A 14,856-nucleotide genomic window follows, 5' to 3' on the forward strand; every position below is an offset into this window, starting at 1 on the left:
CGCGCACCGGTTACACCCCCGGATCACCGTGCCTGGTCGGGCGCGGTGTGTTCGGCGATCGCCCCGACCACCTCGTCCCAGCGCTCCGGCGGCGGGTGCTGGTGGCCCACGCCGGAGACCAGACTCAGGCGGGCGCCGGGGATCTCGGCCGCGAGGGCCTCGCCGTGCCGCCAGGGGAAGAGCGGGTCCTCCCGCCCGTGCAGCACGAGGGTGGGCGCGGTGATCTCACCGAGCCGGTCACCCAGGGAGGACCCTCCGACCAACCAGTGGTTGGCCGCGGAGGCCATGTCGCCGCCGCGTTCCATCGACCGCTCCACGATCCGCCGGATCCGGTCCGGGTCGACCGGGGCGTCTCCGGCGAAGACGTGCTCCGCGGCGACCATGTACTCGGCCACCGACTCCCGGTCGCCCCAGTCGGGGTCGGGCGGCGGGTCGGCGAACGACTTCGAGACGGCGGCGCTGGGCGGCGGCAGGTCCGGGTGCCGTTCCCCGGAACCCACCGACGTGGTGGACATCAGGATCAGTGACACGACCCGGTCGGCGTTCCACACACCGAGGTACTGGGCGATCCCGCCGCCCGAGGAGATCCCCACGATGTGCGCTCGGGGCAGTCCCCAACCGTCCAGCACTGCGACGGCGTCGTGGATGAGCGCGTCCCCGGAGTAGCCGGGCTCACCGACCGGGAACCGGGTCGACCGCCCGGTGTCCCGACTGTCGTAGCGCACGACGAAGCGCCCCGCGGCGGCGAGGCGCTCGCAGAACCCGTCCTCCCACCAGTCCATCGACGACTGGTTCCCGGCGATCAGGAGGATCGGCGGGTGCTCGGCGTCCCCGAAGGACTGCGTGCAGAGCTCCACGTCGCCGACCTGGATCAGTCGCTCTTCGGACCGCATCGGTGCCCCCGTCTCGCGTGGTGGAGTGGTCGGGGAGAATACCCGCCGCCCCCGCGCGCCACACGGAGACGTCACCAGGCGGTCGCGGTGAGGAGGTGTTTCTCCAGTTCCGGGGCGAGGGTGCGCATGTAGGTGGTGGTGACGTGGCTGCTGTCCCAGTAGACGAGGACGTTGCCGACGACGGGGCTGCAGGACCCGGGTTCGCAGAAGTGATCGGTCAGGTCGAGGACGGTGACGTTCGAGGGGAGTTCGACGCCGTCCAGCGGTGACTCCTCGGCCATCGACTCCGCGGGGGAGGCCGTGCACTCCCGCGGGGTGGCGGTGGAGAGGCAGTCGGGGGCGTCGAAGGGCAGGCGCGGGGTGTCGCGGACGGCGACGACCTCGATGCCGAGGGAGTCCAGTTCCCGCCAGCGGTCGACGTAGCCGTCCACCACGGTCTCCGTACCGAAGCCCGCAGAGGTGTCCAGGCTCGTGGTGGTGCCGGTGGTGAACACCGCGTCGGGGCGGAGGGTTTCGAGCTCGGTCATGACGTTGCGGTTCCACTCGGCGCACTCGGTGTAGGGCTCGCCCTTGTAGAGCTGCGGCGTGTCGGTGAACAGGCAGGCGCCCTTGGTGATGTTGACCAGCCGCCAGTTCCGGCGCTGTGCGATCTCCTCCAGGGCGGGGAACCAGTGGGCGGCGTGGGAGCCGCCGACCAGGGCGACGGTGCGGTCGGCCTCCTCCGCGTCCTCGGTCCCGTAGACGCAGGTGAGCGCCTCGGTGCCGGAGGTGGACTGGTTGCAGCCGTCGTCGTAGGTGACGGGGACGTCCTGTGCGGCGGAGGCCGGGGGCGGGTGGACCGGGTCGGGGTACTCGCCGTGGTCTCCGGTGAGCAGCGCGGCCGCACCGGGATAGCGGGCCGGGTCGGTGAGCAGCGCCTCCAGTTGCCGTTGCTGGGCGTCCATCCGGGCTGTCCACAGGCCTGTGGACAGCAACAGGGGGACCAGGCAGGCGGCGGCGACCAGCGGGGCGCGCACCGGCCCCCGTCCGACGGCGACGATCCGGTCCGAGAGCGGGGTGGTCGCCGCGGCGAGAGCGGCCGAGAGAGCGAGGACGGCGGCGCCGCCGAGCGGGCCGGCGAGGGTTCGGTCGGCGGCCGCCAGGTAGAACACCAGCACCGGCCAGTGCCACAGGTACAGGGCGTAGGAGATCGAACCCAGGTAGCGCAGCGGGCGGAGGGCGAGCCAGCGGTCGGCGCCCCAGGGGGAGCCGGTGGTTCCGGCGACCACGACCGCGACCGCCGCCAGGGTCGGCCACAGGGCCGCGTAGCCGGGAAAGACCGTGGACACCTGGAGGAGCACACCGCACAGGACCAGGGCGGCCAGACCGAACCAGCCCAGCAGGACCCGGGCAGCCCGGGGCGGGTTCAGGTACGGCAGGAGGAGCGCGAGCAGGCCGCCGAGGGCGAACTCCCACAGGCGCGCCCCCGTGTCGAAGTACGCCCACGGCTGGTCCGCACGGGTCATGAACACCGAGTAGGCGAGCGAGAGGGCGAGGACCACGCCCAGGACGACGAGGAGCACCCGGTGCGGGCTGTGGCCGCGCCGGGCGGCCCACCACACGGCCAGGCCGATCACCACCGGCCACAGCAGGTAGAACTGCCCCTGGACGGACAGTGACCAGAAGTGCTGGAAGGGCCCGGTCCCCTCGTCGCGGGCCAGGTAGTCGACCGACCCGAGGGCCAGGTGCCAGTTCTGGTGGTAGAGGGCGGCGGCGATGGCCTCGCCGATCGCGTCGCGCCAGCGGGCCTCGGGGAGCAGGAGGCGGGCACCCACCAGGGACACCGCGATCACCAGGGCCGCGGTGGGGATCAGGCGCGCGGCCAGGCGGCTCAGGAAGGCGCCGTAGCGCAGGCCGCCGCGTTCGGCCGCGCGCACCAGGGAACCGGTGATGAGGAAGCCGGTGATCAGCAGGAAGACGTCGACGCCGCCGGAGACCCGGCCGAACCAGACGTGGTAGACGGCCACGAGGAGGACGGCGACCGCTCTGAGGCCGTCGATCTCCTGGCGGTGACCGGTCTTCGAAGGAAGGGCGCTGCCGGCGCGGGGGACGACGGGGCGCGAGTCGGGTCTGATCGCTTTCACGAGGAGACCAGACTCGCGGCCCCGTGTGACTGCCCGGGATACGAAAGCTGACGTCCACGCAAACCCGCGGGGAAACGGAGTCCCGCACGGGGCGGGTGGGGATCAGAGGAGTCCGGCTGCCCGGAAGACCCCCTGACCGATCGTCTCCGCGGCCGCCAGTCCGAGCAGGAATGCGGCGCTCACGGCGACTGCGGGCCGGTCCTTCCGGCGGCGCGGGGCACGGTGACGGCCCCGCCGGGTACGGGGCACCGGTTCCACGGGGGCGTGTACCTCCTCCCAGGCCGGTTCGGTTTCCCGGGCCTCTCGCCCGGCCTGTTCACGGCGCTGGCGGGCCACGTGCATCCAGTGCGGGAGCTCGCCGTTCTCGAGCATGCGGACGACCCGGGGGTTGCCCTCCATCTGGCGCAGCAGCCGTGCCCGACGGGCCTCGTACGACTCCGGAGCGGTGGTCCGGGTGTGCTGGTCGCGCCGCGGGCGCTGGGTCGCGCGTCGGGCCGGGGCCGCGCCCGGACGCGAGAAGCGGCGTCCCCGGGGTTCAGCGAGCACGGACCGCACCCTGGTTCCGGTGGCCGTCATCCCTGACCACCACCGTTCAGGGTGAACTCGGCCCAGGTGACCGTGCCCAGTCCGGCGCAGAACGGGAAGTCCACCACCGACCGCGTGCCCCAACGGTCGGCCAGGTGGTGGATGAGCAGCAGGCCCCGGCCGCGCTCGGCCTCGGCCCACTCCTTTGACGTCCGCTCCTGCGGGATCTGCGGCCCGTGGGACTCGACGGCGTCCGTGCGCGTCCCGTCGTCCACGACCGCGACCTGGATGCTGCTGGCGGTGGGCATGTACAACGTGCGGACCACCCGTCCCTCGGCGCCCTGCCCCGAACGCGAGTGTGCGCAGGCGTTCGCGAACATCTCGCTCAGGCACAGCACCATGTTCTCGCTGGTCTCCTCACCGATCCCGGCCACCCGGAACAGGTCAGCGGCCAGGTCCGCGCGCACCCCACTGGTGTGGGCCAGCTCGCCCGGGTAGATCCGGGAGGTCCAGCGGCGTCCCGCGAACGGGGGCGTGGGAGTGAGGATGTTTGACACAATGGCCATGTCGGCAACTCGCTTTCTTAGTGGATCTGGCTTGTCGGCCTGCTCTGGGGGTGTTTGCCGCACCCGCCAGAGCTTTTTCCTGCGTACTGCTGATGGGCCGCGCGTCCGCCGAACCTTGGGGGTCGGTACCGCAGCGGGCATGCGGGGCTTGAAGGACGTGCCGGGTTCTATGCGGCAGGCGGGTCGGTCCCCCCGGAGGCGGTGACCGAGCAACCGGAGCAGTTCGCGACGGGTGGGCGCGGTGATCCGCTCGAAGGGGTCGCCCTCACCCGTCCAGCCGATCGGACGCCGGGCCACGTACTGTCCGTGGGGCGGCTGACCCTCGATGGTCAGGTTCCACTGCTTGTGGAGCAGCGGGCCCAGGAGGTGCTCGGGGATCGGCAGCTCACCCTCGGAACGCGGGTTCTGCAAGGGACGCGGCACGCGGTCCCCGCCCCCGCCGACCGTCCGGACCGCGCGGGGCGGGTCGGGGTGATCGGCTATGGCCTGGTCGATCAGAAGGGCGGCCAGCTCGGCGTCGTTCTCTTCGCGGGCGAGGCGCAGAGCTTCCCGGAGCTGGGGGAGCCGATTCCGGAGAGTGTGGACGTGCCACTCGGCCAGCTGCACGGGCGTGAGGTGAGCGGGCGGCCGGAGTGCGTTGTCGATGACGGTGAACAGGTCCCTGGTGTAGACGTCATGCATCAGACCGCCGCCCCCAGCCGCTGAAGTCCGGCGAGCACAGCCTGGAGAACCTCCAAGGGCGCGGTGTCCAACGGCCGCCGAGGCGCCGGGATCAGCGGAGGGCGAGCCGGGTGGGAGGGCCGCGCCTCGGAGTGGATACGGGGGTTGGCAGCGAAGGCACGCACACGCCCGGCCCTGCGGGGACGGCGGCGACGCAGGATCTCGGTAGCGCGGTAGCGCACAGAGGCCAGCTCAGACAAGTTCAAGCAACGCGGCATAGCGCGGCTCCTGGTATTCGGATGCCGCTGAGTGAGGGCGGCATAGACGAACGCGGATAACCATCATGCGATACGTGCAATGCTTTTCACAAGATGTGATTCGCATCTGGGTGATATGTCTGATTCCCTTTGCCTGGCCTATGATCAGGCGGGCCAGGAGGTGACACATGGCGGCCGACAGCCGGTACAGCCCCAGCGCCAGAAGGCGCCGACTGTCCGCTCTGCTCCGACGCATGCGCGAGGATCGCAACCTCAAGATCGAGAGCGTGAACAAGCAGCTGGGCTGGTCCAGCGGCAAGCTCTCGCGCATGGAGCGCAACGAGTGGAAGCTACCGAGCGTCCGCGACATGAAGGACCTCGCCGAGGTCTACGATCTGCCCGACGAGATGCGCGACGCCATCGTGTCTCTGGCAAGTGAGTCACGCCTGCGAGGCTGGTGGATCGACTTCAAGGACGTTCTCAGAGGCGGCCTGGCTGACTTCGAAACCGGCGCCTCGATGATCCGCACCTACGAAGCCTTGCTGATCCCTGGGCTATTCCAAACCCCCGAATACGCTGCTGCGGTACTACGGGGTAGTCGAGTGCTGAGCGATGACGACATCGAGCGCAAGGTGGCGGGTCGACTCAAGAGGCAGGAGATCCTCGCTGCAGAGGCCGCTCCGAGCGTGTGGGCGGTGATCGATGAGGCGGCGCTGCGCAAGCGAGTCGGCGGGCCCAAGGTGATGGCGGACCAGATCCGGCATCTCATCGCCATCGCCGAGCGGCCGAACATCGATATTCAGGTGCTCCGAGACGAAGCTGGTTCCCACGCCGCGATGGAGGGGGCCTTCATGATCTTGGACTTCCCTGACCCGGCAGACCTGCCCTTGGTGTACATAGAGGCCGCGACCGAGGACCTGTACCTGGAACAGCCCGAGGCCATCCAGAACTACGTCGGCATCTTCGGCCACATCTGCGGCTCGGCAGAGTCGCCCGAAGCCTCGCTCCGGTACTTGGAATCACTCATCTAGCAAGGACTCCCATGCGTTCATCCAACGACCTGCACTTCCGGAAGTCGTCTTACAGCGGCCGGGGCGACAACTGCGTCGAAGTCGCTAACCTTCCTGCCGGTGCGGCCGTGCGCGACACCCAGAACAGGGACCTCGGGCACCTCAGCTTCGCTGGAGCAGCGTGGACCGCCGCTCTCAGCACCATCCGTACCGACCAGGTCTGAGTTCTCCAGACCGAACACGCCCCCGGCCACTGTGGCTGACCGGGGGCGTCGATGTTCGTGGGGCAGCCCGGCACCGAAGCTGATCGAGTGCGGTGGCATCCGGCACAAGGGCGTCCTCGACACCTAGAGGGCGCTAACACTGAGAGCCAGACATCCGCCGGGGGCGAGCAGCAGGAAGAGGGTGACGCCCCCGAGACCTGGCCGAACCACACGTGGTAAACGGCCACCATAAGGACGGCGACCGCGCGCGGGCCGTCGATCTCCTGCCGGTGACCGCTACGGGAACCGGAACGCGCGGAGGTACTGGTGTTTGTCACGGAGACCCCGTGCTTTCGGCAAGCGCAATAGGGGGGCTAAAGTTCTGGTGGAGTACCCGAAGTGAGGATTCGCCTTGGACGCAAGGACATTGCATGACATCGCAGCCGTACCGGACCCCCTAGACAGAGCCCGCGCGGCTTCCGCCGCTATGACCAGCTTGCAAGGCCAGAGCGTCGAACTTTCCCGCATCCGCAGGGGAGCCATCATCGAGGCGCAACAGAGTGGAACGCGCCAGGAGGACATCGCCCGTCACCTGGGCGTATCCCCCGGTCGCGTGTCCCAGATGAAGAAGGCGGGCGGCGAAGAACCTGCCCACAAAGCCCCGACCGGCCCTCTCGGACCAGCAACCACGGGTGCTCGTCCAGCGAGCGCTACCGACCCCGCCGAGCACCCGCGGTTCCAAGTCGCTCTACCTGACCGAGGCCGGGCAGCAGGGGCTCACCCCTGAGCGGAAAATGCTGTTCGTCGGCCAGGAGCCCGCGAACGAGCACGTCGCCCAGGGCCTACAGGTCGCGCCGGGAGCTCCGATCATCGCCCGACGCAAGATGTTCTGGGCGAACAGCGTGCCGGTCAGGATCTCGACCTCGTACTTCCGCCTGGATGTCGGCGAGAACACCCGGCTCGATGGCGAGGGCTTCGTTCTCCCCACACTCCAGGCAGCCATCGAGGACCTCGGGTACCGCTTCGGCCATGCCGTGGAAACCCTGACCGCGCGCCCCGCCACCCCCTACGAAGCCGATCTCCTGGAGATCCCCGGCGAGTGGGTCGTCCAGGTGCTCCGGGTCAGCTACTCCACCGAGGACACCCCGATCCACGCCCTGGAGACGATCTGCGCCGCATCTCGACACACCTTCTCCATCGGCCAGGCAGTCGGCAGCGACCAGTTCTGAGCCCACCGAACCGCCAGCGCCCCCCGACCGCTGACACCGGTCGGGGGCGCCTGCTTCATCTGGCGACCCGATCCCGAATCTGTGAAAGAGCCTCACTGAACGACGGGAAGAGCCGCCAAAGCTGTCGCGCACGCCTGCTCCGGATACCCAGCATCGGCCAGGTCCAAGGCACCGAACCCCTACCCCCGTGAACCCTTACATCCCCCGTGATCTTGCTACCAGGGGCAACTTCGGCGCCGAACTTGCTTCTGGTAGCAAGATCACGGGGGAAAGAGGGGCGGGAAGCCGCCGGGGAACACTAGAGCCGGATGGTCTCGCGCCTGGGGTCGGTGATCATCTTCGGGTCGCGGTCGCGCAGCAGTGCCACGATCGGGGCGACCGTGTCGGCGTCCTGGGCGTACTCGCCCTCCTCGGCCATGAGTCCCACGACCTGGAAGAACAGCACCAGACCGTTGTCGGTGTCCAGGATGCGCATGTCCGCGTCGGGGACGATCGCGAGTGAGGTCATGTCCCCGTTGGACTCCTCGCCGCCCAGGGGGGAGGGGGTGATGATCCAGTGGCCGACGTCCAGCTGCACACCGGCGACGTACTGCCGGGACAGGGCGTGCAGGACGCGGAGGATCCACGCGGGCACGGTCTCGTCGCCGTCCTCGCGCGGGACACGGCAGGTGAACTCGAACCCGGCGCCGGAGACGCGCTTCTCCTCACTGGTCTTCTCCCCCAGTTCGGTGAGGCCGAAGGTGACGAGCAGCCAGTGCCCCTCCATCGGGTAGGCGAGCACGCCGTCGATCCCCTGCTCGGACTCGCCGGCGGGGAACTGGACGGTCAGCGGCTGCACGTCCGGGTAGTGCTGCGCCCACCCCTCGTAGATCTGGGTGAGTCCGGGCAGCAGTTCCAGCATCGTGCGCGCTCCAGGTTCGTGGTCGGTGCACCTCAGAGGATATGCGGCCGTCGGGCACCGGGCCGCCGGTCCCTTCTCCCGGCCCCGGGGCACCGCGTCCCCTGTTTCGGGTGTGGGTGAAGTGGTGAGGGATAGGGGTCCGGGATGTCGAGGAGCACAGGGACGCCCGGGATCACAGGAACAGGGGAACGGCCATGAGACACCTGCGACTACCGTCCGGCGGGGAGCTGCCGGTACTGGGTCAGGGCACCTGGGGCATGGGCGAGGACCCCTCCGCCCACGCGGAGGAGGTGACGGCGCTGCGGCACGGGCTCGACCTCGGGACGGGGCTGATCGACACCGCCGAGATGTACGGTTCCGGCGGTGCGGAGCGGGTGGTGGGGGCGGCGATCGAGGGGCGCCGCGACGAGGTGTTCCTGGTCAGCAAGGTCCTGCCGCACCACGCCGACCGGGCGGGGGCCGTCAGGGCCTGTGAACAGAGCCTGCGTCGGCTGGGCACCGACCGCATCGACCTCTACTTGCTGCACTGGCGGGGCGGGGTGCCGCTGGAGCAGACACTGGAGGCCTTCACCGAGCTGTGGGAGTCGGGGAAGATCGGGGAGTTCGGGGTGAGCAACCTCGACACCGACGACATGCGCGAACTCCGTTCGCTGGCGGGCGGTGAGGCCTGTGCGACCGACCAGGTCCTCTACAACCTCTCCCGGCGCGGCCCCGAGTACGAGCTCCTGCCGTGGTGCCGCGACCACGGGATACCGGTGATGGCCTACTCCCCGATCGAGCAGGGGCGGCTGCTGGACGACCCGGTGCTGCGGCGCGTCGCCGAGGACCACGGCGCCTCCCCCGCGCGGGTCGCCGTCGCCTGGGTCCTCGCGGGCGGGGGCCTGTGCGCGATCCCCAAGGCCACGAAGCTCGCGCACGTCGAGGAGTACCGTGCCGCCCTGGACCTGCGTCTGACCGAGGAGGACCTGCGGGTGTTGAACGAGCGGTTCCCCCCGCCGGAGGGGCGCACCCCGCTCGAACTGCTCTGACCCGGGTGCGAGAAAGGCCGAAGACGTCGGACCAATTCAGGATCAGGCGCCTTTCACATTCGGCATCGGGCCCCTTCTGGAACCGGGACCCACTCCGGTTCACGCTCTCCCCCCGTGACGCGTGGGAGAACCTGGGGCCACACCCAGGAAAAGGATCAATACAACCTCTATCGACCTGGGTCGACTCCGTGTTACTTTCTTTCCCGCCCGGGGGATCAGCATGGAAGATACGAACGAAGAGGCCACAATGCCCCATTCGACGGCGCCAGCGATCGACCTGCCCGATCTCGACTTCGACGACATGGAGGTGATGAGCGTCCGCGAGGCGGTCGCCGTCCCCGAGACCGGAGCCACCAGCGGTTCCAGCTCCTGCACCTCCACCTCGTGCTGCGGCTCCAGCAGCTGCTGCTCCGGCGGATCCTGCGGCTGACCGCCGACCCCGCGGACCCCGCCACCCCCAGCGCCGAAAAAGGACGCTTCCCCCCAGTCACCATCCCCAAACCCCCGAACGGAATTCACGCAGCGTCTTCGGATCGATACGTGAATTCCTCCCGGGTGCACTCGAACATTCAGCACCCGAATCCCCTGAAAAACCCAGAAGAAGGTGCCCGATGGCGATCCAGGAATCCCCCACGATCGAACTCCCCGACCTCGACTTCGACGACATGGAGGTGATGAGCGTCCGCGAGGCGGTCGCCGTCCCCGAAACCGGAGCCACCAGCGGTTCCAGCTCCTGCACCTCCACCTCGTGCTGCGGCTCCAGCAGCTGCTGCTCGTCGGGTTCGTGCGGCTGACCCGCTGACCGGGGGCGGCCCTCTCGCCGGGGCCGCCCCCACGCCTCGATCCCCCCAGCACACGCACCACGAGGGCCGCACGTGTACGCGATCAACGCCACGGACATCACCAAGGACTACGGGAAGGGAGAGGTGCTGCACGGCATCTCCTACCAAGTGCCCACCGGACGGATCGCCGCACTGCTCGGCCCCAACGGGGCGGGCAAGACGACGCTGATCGAGATCCTGGAGGGCCACCGGGGTCGCACCTCGGGACGGGTCGAGGTGCTCGGGCTCGACCCCGGCAACCGCCGCGACTTCGCCGAACTCCGCACCCGCATGAGCGTGGTCCTGCAACAGACCATGCTGGAGCCGGGCCTGTCGGTGCGCGACATCCTGCGCCGCCACGCCTCCTACTACCCGGACCCGCTCGGTGTCGACGAGGCCCTCGAACAGGTGGAGCTCACCGAGAAGCGGTCCGCCCTGGTCAAGTCGCTCTCCGACGGCCAGCGCCGCCGCCTGGACCTGGCCCTGGCACTCACCGGGCGACCGGAGCTGCTCTTCCTGGACGAGCCCACCACGGGGCTGGACCCCGTCTCGCGCCGCCGAATCCGCGCCCTGGTGGCGGGGCTGCGCGACAGCGGCACAACCGTGGTCCTGACCTCGCACGACCTCACCGAGGTCCAGGAACTCGCCGACCGCGTGGACGTCATCCGCGACGGGGAATTCATCGCCTCCGGCACCCCGGACGAGCTCGTGCGCGGTTCGGCGGCGTTCACCGTGGTGGAGTTCGCCGAACCCGAGGGGGTCGGCGGACGCCTGCCCGAGGGGGCGGAGCTGGTCAACGGGCGCGTGCGCATCCTCACCGACGACCAGGACTCCGTGGTCGAACGCGTGCGGGCGTGGGCCGAGGACGAGGGGACGCGGATCACCGGCCTGACGATCGTGCCGCCCACCCTGGACGACGCCTACGTGGCCATGATCGAGAACGGTTCCGGGGGCCGCGCCCCGGGAGCACACGGAACAGGCGAGAGCGGTGCCGCGGAGAACGGCGCGCTGGGAGCGGGGAAGAGCGAATGAGCACCACCGGAACCGGCCCCGGAACAGCCCGCCGCGCGCCGCGCACCCGCCGTCCGAGCAGTTTCTGGCTGCACGTGGACGGTGAGCTCAAGGAGTTCTGGCGCTCCCCCATCACCCTGGCGTTCATCGTGCTCATGCCGGTGATGTTCTACGTGGGGTTCGGGTTGGCGTTCCGCTCCCAGGCGGACGAGATCCGGCTCGTGGGCGAACACGGGATCACGCAGGCCAACCTGAGCTTCGGCGGCATCCTGGGCTTCGCGCTGATGTCCGTCGCCTTCGCCAACGTCGCGATCGGCCTGGCGATCCGCCGCCACCACGGGCTGTTCAAGCGCTTCCGGACCACCCCGGTCAGCCCCGCGACGGTAATGGGCGCGTACCTGGTGAACACCCTGCTCACCGCAGTGATCGTGCTGGGCGTGGTGACCGCGATCGGACTGCTGGGCATGGGGGTGACCGTCGACCCGACGCGCCTGCCCCAACTGCTGGCGGCGCTGCTGCTCGGCTTCGTGTGCATGGCGCCGCTGGGCGCGGCCGCCTCCCTGCTGCCGCCGAACGCCGACGCCGCCGTACCCATGGTCAACGGCATCTTCTTCCCGGCCGCGTTCCTGGCGGGCGGGTTCATCGTCCTGCCGTTGGGGGACGCGGTGAGCGCGGTGACGGACCTGCTTCCGGGCCGACCGCTGACCGTCCTCATCCAGGGCGCCCTCTCCGAGTCCGGTCCCGTGTGGGACTGGCCGTCGATGTGGTTGCTCCTGGCCTGGTCGCTACTGGGAACCGTGGTGGCCCTGCGCTGGTTCCGGTGGGCCTCGGAGCGGGAGCCGCGCGGGTTCGGCTCCGCCAGGAACCGGCGCCGGGACTCCGAGGGGGCGCAGGGTTGAGCACACCGTCGTCAGAACTCGCACAGGCCCCGACCGCTCGGTCCTTCGAGGTCGTGGAGGGCCCCTACCTGGTCTCCCGGGTGAACCCCCACCCGCACCGGTGGCTGCGCCCCGAGGACGCGGTCATCGCCGTGGACAGCGAACTGGTCACCGTCCTGGCCAGGGAGGAGCACGAACGGGAGCGGTTGCGCGAGCAGCTCCTCGACGAGCTGCACCGGGCCGCCCCCGAACTGGGGTCGGGCACCCCGCACCAGGACGCCTACCGGCGTGAGGCCCTGGCAGCCAAACGCGCCGTGTTCAACCGGCGCCCTCCCCGGGAGTCCCTGTACTCGCACCCGATCACCCGCGAACTCGCACTGCTGCGGCGGTGGGTGGCCAGTTGGCGGGCCACCGGGGCCGCGGCTGCCCGCATGGACGCCGCCCACGGGGACTCGCTGCGCGAGGAGCGCGCGGTCCTGGCCGCCTGGGCGCGCGACCCGGGGGTCGACCGGGCCACCGCCCTGTCCAGCCCCGACCTGCACCGGGCGGTGGCCGCGCGGGCGGTGGCCACCGGAGAGCCGGACAAGCGCATGCGCAAGGCCGAGGCCTCGCTGGTGCGGTACTTCTCCCGGTCGACCCTGAAGGTCAGCCCGTACTCGCTCCACACCGGCGTGCACTTCGCCCCTTTGGAGGACACAGACGGGCCGGACCCGTGGGAGGACGCCGGGGGCGAACCGTTCCGCCTCACCTCGCACGCCGAACTGCGGCGCCTGCTGCCCCGGCAGGCCGCCCGGGCCCTGGCCGCCGACCCCGAGGCCCGGCTGGGCCTGGAGTGGGTGCTCACCGGGGGCGCCCGGCGCGAAACCGACGACCGGGGCGAACGGCTGGTGGTGCGCCGCCGCCGCTGGGCCCCGCCCTCCCCGGGGCTGCGCGCGGAGGCATTCGGCGAGGAGGAGGTCCGGCTTCCCCTGACCGGCAGCTGGGGCCGACTGGTGGCGGTCCTGGAGAGACAGGCGGCCGCGCCGGTGCGGTTGGACGGGCTGCGCGACGCGGTCGCCGCCGACCTGGGCTGCGGCGCCGAGCGGGCCATGGGTGTGCTGGACCAGCTCATCGGCGCGGGTGTCCTGGTCCCCTGGTCGCCCGCGGCCGAACAGTCCCCCGACTTCACCCGCCACTGGCACCGGCTGGCCCGCTCGCTTCCGGGCGAGGCCGCGGCCCGGGTGGCGACGGCCTTCGAGGCCACCGAGAAGGTGCTGTCCGGTTTCGCCGAGTCCGACGGGGCCGGGCGCGCCGAGGACGTGCTCCGGCTGCAACGGCTGTGGTCGGCGGCGGTGGGAGTTCCGGGGTCGGCCACCTCCCCGGTGGTGGAGGACTGCCTGGTGTCGCGGGGCGTCCCGGTGGGGCGCGGCCGGACCCGGCGGTGGTCGGCGGACCTGGGCCGGTTGATGCCCCTGCTGTTCGCGCTGGACGACCAGCGGGTGCTCTCGGGCGCGCTGGAGCAGGTGTTCGTGTCCCGGTACGGCCGGGGCGGGCGCTGCCCGGACCTGGAGGGTTTCGCCCAGCACGCGAGGGCGGCCTTCCCCCTGACACAGGCGCTCATGGACGGTGAGCCCGCCGCGCTGGCCGGGGCGGACGAGGACCTCCTGCGGGTCCTGGCCGCGCGGCGACGAGCCGTGGACCACCTGGTGGAGCTGGGCCGCTCCGGCGGGGAGCACGCGGAGGTCGCCCCGGAGGCGGTGGACGAGGTCGCGGCGATGCTGCCGGACCGGGAGTTCGCCGCCCGCCGCTCCTTCGCGGTGTTCGGTCAGGTGGCCGACGACGAGCTGGTGGTCAACCACCTCTACGGCGGCCGGGCCCGGTACTTCAGCCGGTTCCTCGGCCAACTGCCGCCGGGTGTCCGGGAGCGGGTGGCCGAACACGTGCGGCGGCTCGGACCGGAGGACGCCGACACCGTGCACATGCGGTCGGCGCTGGGGTTCAACGCCAACCTGTCGCCCGCGCTGGCCGAGAAGGAGCTGGCCCTGCGGGACGAACCCACCCTGCTCCCCGGCCCCGCCACCCGTGACCTCACCCTGGTGCACACCCCGCTCGGGTTGCGCCTGGTCCGCGGGGACGGCCGGGAGATCGACCCGGTGTACACCGGTTTCCTGGTGCCGCACGCGCTGCCCTACGACGAGATGCTCGTGGCGATGGTCGCGGACTCGCCGTTCTTCTCCTTCGGCGACCTCACCATCGACCTGCACGAACGCTGGACCGGCCAGGGCTTCGAGGGCGGCACGCCCAGGATCGGCTTCGGCTCCCTCACCCTGTTCCGGCGCAGGTGGGGCCTGGACGCGTCCATGTTCACAGCCCGGCCCGGGGAGTCCCCCGCCGAGCTGCACCGGCGGGTGAACGTCCAGCGCGCCCGCCGGGACCTGCCGGACGAGGTGTTCGTCCGGCCGCTCCAGGGGGCCAGGCTCGGTCCGCTGGAACGCGCCATGGCGCCCAAGCCCCAGCACGTGGACTTCCTGAGCAGGCTGCACACCGGGACCGCCGCCAAACGCCTGGCCCACCTGGGCCCGACGCTGATGGCGGAGGAGCTGCGCCCGCACCCGCGGGAGCACCCGGTGACGAACGGGCCCGCGGGCTCGCACGCCGGCGAGGTCTTCCTCGAACTCTCCACGGTCCCCCGCGTCCGGCCCGCCGACAACGGCGATGCCGACGACCCCGGTCCGTCGAACCCCCCGATCCCCCAGGCGAAGCGAGGCTGAC

Annotated in this window: 14 protein-coding genes and 1 pseudogene; 9 read left to right on the forward strand and 6 right to left on the reverse strand. The window is 70.8% G+C overall.

The annotated features are described in order from the left end of the window. Positions 1-23 precede the first annotated feature (23 nt). From ACUKCB_RS19720 to ACUKCB_RS19740, 5 genes and pseudogenes are all read right to left on the reverse strand, one after another. The gene (locus ACUKCB_RS19720) at positions 24-893 is read right to left on the reverse strand and encodes an alpha/beta fold hydrolase (RefSeq protein ID WP_473037080.1); all 870 of its coding nucleotides are present in this window, start codon (positions 891-893) and stop codon (positions 24-26) included. 71 nt (positions 894-964) lie between these two features. Then, complete coding sequence (locus tag ACUKCB_RS19725) at positions 965-3,016, reverse strand: acyltransferase family protein (protein WP_473037082.1); 2,052 nt, start codon at positions 3,014-3,016, stop codon at positions 965-967. A gap of 102 nt (positions 3,017-3,118) precedes the next feature. Beyond that, complete coding sequence (locus ACUKCB_RS19730; RefSeq protein WP_473037084.1) at positions 3,119-3,562, reverse strand: hypothetical protein; 444 nt, start codon at positions 3,560-3,562, stop codon at positions 3,119-3,121. 26 nt (positions 3,563-3,588) lie between these two features. Next, on the reverse strand, positions 3,589-4,107 hold the full coding sequence (locus tag ACUKCB_RS19735; RefSeq protein ID WP_473041075.1) for an ATP-binding protein: 519 nt from the start codon (positions 4,105-4,107) through the stop codon (positions 3,589-3,591). 189 nt (positions 4,108-4,296) lie between these two features. Next, a pseudogene (locus ACUKCB_RS19740) lies at positions 4,297-4,788 on the reverse strand (hypothetical protein); the annotation flags it as partial. A 424-nt stretch (positions 4,789-5,212) separates the two neighbouring features. Between ACUKCB_RS19740 and ACUKCB_RS19745 the strand changes: the two are divergent. The 3 genes from ACUKCB_RS19745 (at position 5,213) to ACUKCB_RS19755 (ending at position 7,466) form a co-directional block, all read left to right on the forward strand. After that, the gene (locus ACUKCB_RS19745; RefSeq protein ID WP_191275665.1) at positions 5,213-6,055 is read left to right on the forward strand and encodes a helix-turn-helix domain-containing protein; all 843 of its coding nucleotides are present in this window, start codon (positions 5,213-5,215) and stop codon (positions 6,053-6,055) included. Between the two features lie 11 nt (positions 6,056-6,066). After that, on the forward strand, positions 6,067-6,258 hold the full coding sequence (locus tag ACUKCB_RS19750; RefSeq protein ID WP_191275667.1) for a DUF397 domain-containing protein: 192 nt from the start codon (positions 6,067-6,069) through the stop codon (positions 6,256-6,258). 671 nt (positions 6,259-6,929) lie between these two features. Then, entirely contained in the window at positions 6,930-7,466 is a 537-nt protein-coding gene (locus ACUKCB_RS19755) for a GntR family transcriptional regulator (RefSeq protein ID WP_452540456.1), read from the forward strand. A gap of 298 nt (positions 7,467-7,764) precedes the next feature. On the opposite strand, the gene ACUKCB_RS19760 is transcribed toward ACUKCB_RS19755, so the two are convergent. Next, complete coding sequence (locus ACUKCB_RS19760; RefSeq protein ID WP_473037085.1) at positions 7,765-8,367, reverse strand: suppressor of fused domain protein; 603 nt, start codon at positions 8,365-8,367, stop codon at positions 7,765-7,767. A gap of 194 nt (positions 8,368-8,561) precedes the next feature. Between ACUKCB_RS19760 and ACUKCB_RS19765 the strand changes: the two genes are divergently transcribed. The 6 genes from ACUKCB_RS19765 to ACUKCB_RS19790 all read left to right on the forward strand — a co-directional run bounded on the left by ACUKCB_RS19765 (position 8,562) and on the right by ACUKCB_RS19790 (position 14,855). Continuing rightward, positions 8,562-9,395, forward strand: a complete 834-nt coding sequence (locus ACUKCB_RS19765) for an aldo/keto reductase (RefSeq protein ID WP_473037086.1) — start codon at positions 8,562-8,564, stop codon at positions 9,393-9,395. A 247-nt stretch (positions 9,396-9,642) separates the two neighbouring features. Beyond that, a complete protein-coding gene (locus tag ACUKCB_RS19770; protein ID WP_191275675.1) occupies positions 9,643-9,825 on the forward strand; it encodes a thiazolylpeptide-type bacteriocin in 183 nt (60 codons plus the stop codon). Between the two features lie 181 nt (positions 9,826-10,006). After that, the gene (locus tag ACUKCB_RS19775) at positions 10,007-10,189 is read left to right on the forward strand and encodes a thiazolylpeptide-type bacteriocin (RefSeq protein WP_452540436.1); all 183 of its coding nucleotides are present in this window, start codon (positions 10,007-10,009) and stop codon (positions 10,187-10,189) included. 81 nt (positions 10,190-10,270) lie between these two features. After that, positions 10,271-11,248, forward strand: a complete 978-nt coding sequence (locus ACUKCB_RS19780; protein ID WP_473037087.1) for an ABC transporter ATP-binding protein — start codon at positions 10,271-10,273, stop codon at positions 11,246-11,248. Further along, on the forward strand, positions 11,245-12,126 hold the full coding sequence (locus ACUKCB_RS19785; protein ID WP_473037088.1) for an ABC transporter permease: 882 nt from the start codon (positions 11,245-11,247) through the stop codon (positions 12,124-12,126). Before ACUKCB_RS19780 ends, ACUKCB_RS19785 begins: the two co-directional genes overlap by 4 nt. Then, the gene (locus tag ACUKCB_RS19790; protein ID WP_473037089.1) at positions 12,123-14,855 is read left to right on the forward strand and encodes a lantibiotic dehydratase; all 2,733 of its coding nucleotides are present in this window, start codon (positions 12,123-12,125) and stop codon (positions 14,853-14,855) included. The genes ACUKCB_RS19785 and ACUKCB_RS19790 overlap by 4 nt, the downstream gene beginning before the upstream one ends. The last annotated feature ends 1 nt before the right edge of the window (position 14,856 follow it).

Source organism: Nocardiopsis moroccensis, from assembly GCF_055763695.1.

Excerpts from the sequence above, each read along its gene's own strand:
- ACUKCB_RS19735 (WP_473041075.1), bottom strand. The coding sequence starts at position 4,107 with ATGGCCATTGTGTCAAACATCCTCACTCCCACGCCCCCGTTCGCGGGA.
- ACUKCB_RS19750 (WP_191275667.1), top strand. The coding sequence starts at position 6,067 with ATGCGTTCATCCAACGACCTGCACTTCCGGAAGTCGTCTTACAGCGGC.
- ACUKCB_RS19785 (WP_473037088.1), top strand. The coding sequence starts at position 11,245 with ATGAGCACCACCGGAACCGGCCCCGGAACAGCCCGCCGCGCGCCGCGC.
- ACUKCB_RS19770 (WP_191275675.1), top strand. The coding sequence starts at position 9,643 with ATGCCCCATTCGACGGCGCCAGCGATCGACCTGCCCGATCTCGACTTC.
- ACUKCB_RS19765 (WP_473037086.1), top strand. The coding sequence starts at position 8,562 with ATGAGACACCTGCGACTACCGTCCGGCGGGGAGCTGCCGGTACTGGGT.
- ACUKCB_RS19760 (WP_473037085.1), bottom strand. The coding sequence starts at position 8,367 with ATGCTGGAACTGCTGCCCGGACTCACCCAGATCTACGAGGGGTGGGCG.
- ACUKCB_RS19745 (WP_191275665.1), top strand. The coding sequence starts at position 5,213 with ATGGCGGCCGACAGCCGGTACAGCCCCAGCGCCAGAAGGCGCCGACTG.
- ACUKCB_RS19720 (WP_473037080.1), bottom strand. The coding sequence starts at position 893 with ATGCGGTCCGAAGAGCGACTGATCCAGGTCGGCGACGTGGAGCTCTGC.
- ACUKCB_RS19775 (WP_452540436.1), top strand. The coding sequence starts at position 10,007 with ATGGCGATCCAGGAATCCCCCACGATCGAACTCCCCGACCTCGACTTC.